Source organism: Blautia difficilis, from assembly GCF_014297245.1.
In the GTDB taxonomy this organism is placed as follows: Bacteria; Bacillota; Clostridia; order Lachnospirales; family Lachnospiraceae; genus Blautia_A; species Blautia_A difficilis.
Genome location: NZ_JACOQG010000065.1, coordinates 1 through 4,540 on the forward strand (window position 1 = coordinate 1; position 4,540 = coordinate 4,540).

The 4,540-nt window shown below is 45.0% G+C and carries 7 protein-coding genes; 1 reads left to right on the forward strand and 6 read right to left on the reverse strand.

Annotated elements, in window-relative coordinates:
* A partial coding sequence (locus tag H8Z82_RS16590) for a relaxase/mobilization nuclease domain-containing protein (protein ID WP_186995734.1) occupies nt 1–629 on the reverse strand: 629 nt, incomplete at its 3' end.
* Nucleotides 601–999 carry a plasmid mobilization protein gene (locus tag H8Z82_RS16595; RefSeq protein ID WP_186995737.1) on the reverse strand — a complete coding sequence of 133 codons (399 nt, stop codon included), beginning with the start codon at nt 997–999 and terminating at the stop codon, nt 601–603. The genes H8Z82_RS16590 and H8Z82_RS16595, both read right to left, overlap by 29 nt.
* A gap of 406 nt (nt 1,000–1,405) precedes the next feature.
* Between H8Z82_RS16595 and H8Z82_RS17215 the strand changes: the two genes are divergently transcribed.
* A complete protein-coding gene (locus H8Z82_RS17215; protein ID WP_207724703.1) occupies nt 1,406–1,630 on the forward strand; it encodes a hypothetical protein in 225 nt (74 codons plus the stop codon).
* Here the strand turns inward: H8Z82_RS17215 and H8Z82_RS16600 are convergent.
* The 4 genes from H8Z82_RS16600 to H8Z82_RS16615 are packed head-to-tail and all read right to left on the reverse strand — an operon-like array spanning nt 1,606 to nt 4,413.
* Nucleotides 1,606–2,010 (reverse strand): winged helix-turn-helix domain-containing protein, encoded by a 405-nt coding sequence (locus tag H8Z82_RS16600; RefSeq protein WP_044952027.1) that lies wholly within the window; start codon nt 2,008–2,010, stop codon nt 1,606–1,608. The two genes, H8Z82_RS17215 and H8Z82_RS16600, sit on opposite strands and share 25 nt — an antisense overlap.
* A 30-nt stretch (nt 2,011–2,040) precedes the next feature.
* Entirely contained in the window at nt 2,041–2,253 is a 213-nt protein-coding gene (locus H8Z82_RS16605) for a helix-turn-helix domain-containing protein (RefSeq protein WP_004056518.1), read from the reverse strand.
* Entirely contained in the window at nt 2,240–2,683 is a 444-nt protein-coding gene (locus tag H8Z82_RS16610; protein ID WP_186995735.1) for an RNA polymerase sigma factor, read from the reverse strand. Before H8Z82_RS16610 ends, H8Z82_RS16605 begins: the two co-directional genes overlap by 14 nt.
* A 59-nt stretch (nt 2,684–2,742) precedes the next feature.
* A complete protein-coding gene (locus H8Z82_RS16615; protein ID WP_186995736.1) occupies nt 2,743–4,413 on the reverse strand; it encodes a M56 family metallopeptidase in 1,671 nt (556 codons plus the stop codon).
* Nucleotides 4,414–4,540: the final 127 nt, after the last annotated feature.

The following is a 4,540-nucleotide window of genomic DNA, read 5'->3' on the forward strand; positions in this document are numbered from 1 at the left end:
GCCGCCCAGTATTCCCGTTCTGTTATCCGTTCCTTGCTGCCGTTCAAGAGGTCGATTTGGTAAAGCCCCTCCCGGTGGCACATCTCCATGACTTCACTCTTGAAATATTCCATAGCGGCATTGGTGCAGCGGTGCTTGCAGCCCTCCCGTGTGTCGGCTGGTCTGTCCATGTAGGGCAGAAGCGGGACTTCATAAATCCGCAGGGAGTTGATGACGATATGCACATGGATATTGCCGCTGTGGTTATGCCCGTCCGGGTGGGTGCAGATTAGGGCTTGGTGTCCGGGAAAATGCTCTTTGCAGAACTGCTCGCCCAGCTCCTGCGCCCGGTCTACGGTCAAGCCGTTGTCTGTCCCGTCCCGTGGGTCAAAGCTGATGATATAGTGGTGGCTTTTCACATCTTCCCGTTTTTGGTTTTTCTCATAGCGGAGATTGGCTCGCATACAGGAAACAGCGAAATCATCGCCCCCGCAGTTGAGGGAAGAAATGCGGTAATCCTCCCTCGGTATCAGCCGCCCGTTTTCATCAAGGGTGGGCTTCATGGTAAACTCGTCATGCTCAAATGTGAGGTAGGCTTCCGCTGCGCCATAGTCCGCATTTTTAGAGCTGATATGTTTGAATGTTGCCAACAGCGTCACCCACTTTCTGCAAGACTTCAAACTTTAGGGCAGCAAGGTCGGAAACCGCCGCCCGTACCTCCCCGGCAAGTTGCGGGTAGGGACTGTGCCATTCGTTCAGCGTCCGGGCTATCTGGTTTAAGTTGCCGCCGATCCTGCCGTATTCGGTGGTCAGCTTCCCAACAGCGGCAAGCAGCTCGTCATTGACCGGGGAAACGGTAACAACGGGGCGAATGGTCGCCCTTGTAATGGCTTGTCGGATAAACTCGGCTTGGCTCATGTCATAATTCTTTAGCCGTTCCGTGAAGTCGGCATATTCTTCTTCGGTCATGCGTGTCTTGACTACATGGCTTCGGTGGGGCGTATTGTATCGCTTTCCTATGGGTATCAACTCCTTTCACTTACCGCCATTTTGTGGGCGATTTTTTAAGTATTTTTTGGTGGGATTTTCAAGCGGCACAAGCCGCATAGCAGGGTTTGGGGAAGGCACTCCCCAACAAGATTCCCGTAGGGGCAAAATGAGCGATAAGCGAATTTTGGTACTGCGGTAGAATCTTGCTCTAAGAAAGTGGCGGCTTCCTCTGTGTAGGCTTTTGCTGATACCCCGGCTTGTTCGGCGTGGATTCTGCCAGTTATGCGGCGGTATTTCTCCCTCTATTACTTACTACGCACGGCAAGGCAAATCCGGCAAAGTTCCCCGGAATTTCTTTTCGTGTTTTCGTAACAGAATTTGACAAAAACGGAAACATCAGCTCCGTTTTGCAGTGATATACGGACGGTTTCAAAAAATGCCAAACTTCCCGGCAATTATTTTTCCCCTTACTACCTACTACGGGAAAAATGAAAATTTTGGCAATGTTTTCAAAAAGTTTTTGAATTATTTTATTGCGGCGCAAAATCCGGCTTGGTTTTGGGCGCAAAAAAACAGGAAACCTTTTCTTGATTTCCTGTCTTTGGCTGCCGCTGATGGGCGGCGGTTATCCTGTTGTCATTCCCCGGAAGCGAACTTGTAGCCCACGCCTAAAACGGTCTTTATGTAAGTGGGCTTGCCGCTGTCCGGCTCTATCTTTTTCCGTAGATTGCATATCACATTTGCCACGTTTGACTGGCAGCTTTCGCTTTCCAGGCTCCACACGGCTTCAAAGATTTGCGCCTTTGTGAATACCCTCCCCGGACTGGTGGCAAGGCAGCAGAGTGCGCCGTACTCTAAACGTGTGAGGGGAATGTCTGTGCCGTTTTTTAATACCCGGCGTTGGTGCAATTTTATTTCCAATCCCGGAAAAGTAAGTACGGGGGAGTGGGGCGGCTGCATGGCTTCCAGCGGTATCATATCAGCAAGGGCGGCTATGGCTTTCTCAACCGCTTTTTCTTCTGTGTCGTTAAATATAAGCATGACTATTTTTGCGACAAATCTCACCTCCTGTTAGGTAGGCTGTCCGTCAAAGCGGAACTGGAACAGGGCAGCGATAAGCCGCCGTTTAATGTTGTCCTCGGTGTCCTTGTTGACCTGTCCGTTTTCAAGGGAAGCAAGCCGGATTCGTTTGCTGTAATGCCGCAAAACCTCGTCAATGGCTTCCGGCTCTCCGCTGGTCGCCCGGACAATGGTTTCATACGGTACAAGTTTAGGATTCCTCATGGAAAAGCACCTCCATTTCTTCATGCAGCATTTGCAAGGCACTGTGTATGTGATGCCACGCCGTACTCCGGCAGCGTCCGTACAGTTCCCCGATTTCCTGCTGTGTGTAACGCCCGAAAAAATAAAGGTAAATGATTTCCCTATTTTTCTCTGGCAGAGAGGACAGGGCTTCGGCAAGATTTCCATTTGTGAGGATAACCCTCTGACCGCATATCGTAACAGGGTATTGCTTGTAAGGGTCTATGAAATATGTGTCTGACGTACAAAATGGATAAAACTTTTCTTCTGTGAGATATTCAAAGGATATTTCCCTTTGCCGCCGTTTATCCCTGTCACGCCATGCGTTGATTGCTGCATAGTGTATGACAACTCTGCAAAAGGCATTAAAGGTGTACTCGATATGCTCCTTATATGCTTCTGTGCAAGGCATAAATAGTTCCCCCTTTCTCCCACATAATACGGCGTATGGTTTATAAGACACTTGTTATTTCAAGGTTCTTCTACTGTGAATGAAGCAGAATTGCCCGAATTATTATCCCGTAAAAGTTTTTGTGCTTCCGCTTCGGAAATTTCCTTAATCTCCATAACTCCATTTTCACTATTTTCAGCAATGGAAAGATATATACTGCCACTGTTATTAAAATAGATGATGGGTTTTTTAGTATCAATGAATATACCAATTATCTGGTCGTTGTAGTACCAATACCCATCTTTTGGGTGATAAACTATGCCATAGGATTCATAATCTTGGAGCGTATTCATGTTTTCTGTCTTATCTCCAGATTCCATGCTGTAAGATTCATGATTTCTAATCATATCTCCATTTTCTGTAGAAGTGCCAGCGGGCATTGATTTAAGTCCTGAATTTTCATACTTTTCTGTATGCCTGTCATAAACTTCTTTTGTGCATTCCCGAATACCAATAAGTTTATCGTTTGTATCCCGTTCCGCTTCAATATCCACTGTTCCCGTAAAGAAATTGGTAAAACTTGCGCCGCCCACTGGGTCATTAAAAAATCGGACAACATTTCCCTTGTAAGTGTAGCACTTGCTATTCTTATCATAAATCAATCCATATTCTTCATATATCCCATAGTCAATATTACCGCCGGGCAGTTCTGCCGCCGTATCGTAATCTGAAGCATTCTCGGAAGCATGTATTGGTTTGTACTCCTGTTCTTCAAAAATTGGATTATTATTAGCTTGGGCGGAAGTTGCAAATGCTGTAGCTACCCCGACAACAATCAGACACGCCAGTACCAGCGAAAAAATAGTTGTTTTTTTTGTTTTCATAATAGCAGTTATCCTTTCTTCGATAGCATTTTTACTAAAGCTGTTACAAAATGGCAATAGCCCACTTTTCGTTGCTTCCATGTTGATAAGCATTAGCGAATAGGCAGATTTTGATTTTTCTCCAAATTGTCGTATGACGCTTTCATCACAAGCCAGTTCTATATCACGGTTAAAAAGAATATACATCACCCACACAAAGGGGTTGAACCAATGAATACAAAGGGCAAGTGTCGCAATCAGCTTTGTTACAGTATCATAGCGATAAATATGCACATATTCATGTGAGAGGACATATTGCAGTTGTTTTTCATTTTTCCAGTCCATTTTTTTCGGCACTAAAATAACAGGACGGAAAATGCCATAAGTTAATGGGGCGGAAATCCTATCAGATTGCTTTACCAAAATTGGACGTTTCAATGGGCGTTCCGCCAGCCACTTTTCTACATAATGGTTGTGGACGGGTAAAGCTGTCCGAAATTCAATCAGACAACGCAAATAGGATATTACGAAAAACAATGCGATAAGTATTATTCCTGCACACCATACAATAAACCACATGGAAACAGATGATAAAATATTCTCTGGCGGCTGTTCTGCTCCCTGTGTCGTAACAAACAGCCCTTGCATAGTGGGAATGTTGTAATCTGTTCCAGCTTCCGGCAATGTTGTAGAAGATATGCTATGAGTTACCAACGTATAAACACTAAACATTGACGGAATCGAAAACGGGATAAGCAGTCTTAATATCACCAATTCCCATAAAACAAGAAAAGTCTTTTTCGGCAGTTTATTGATTGCCACCGCACGGATAATCACTACCGCAGTAATGAAAGCAGCCCCCGAAAAGCTCATTTGCAGTAAATTCATTTACACCACGTATAATCCAATTATCTTAGATGGTAATTGGATTTTTCCTTTCTCCCAGTTAACACTGGGTATTTATTTCCATCTCTGATATATTTTGAAAAGGCACTGTGGATCTGTATCTATAACT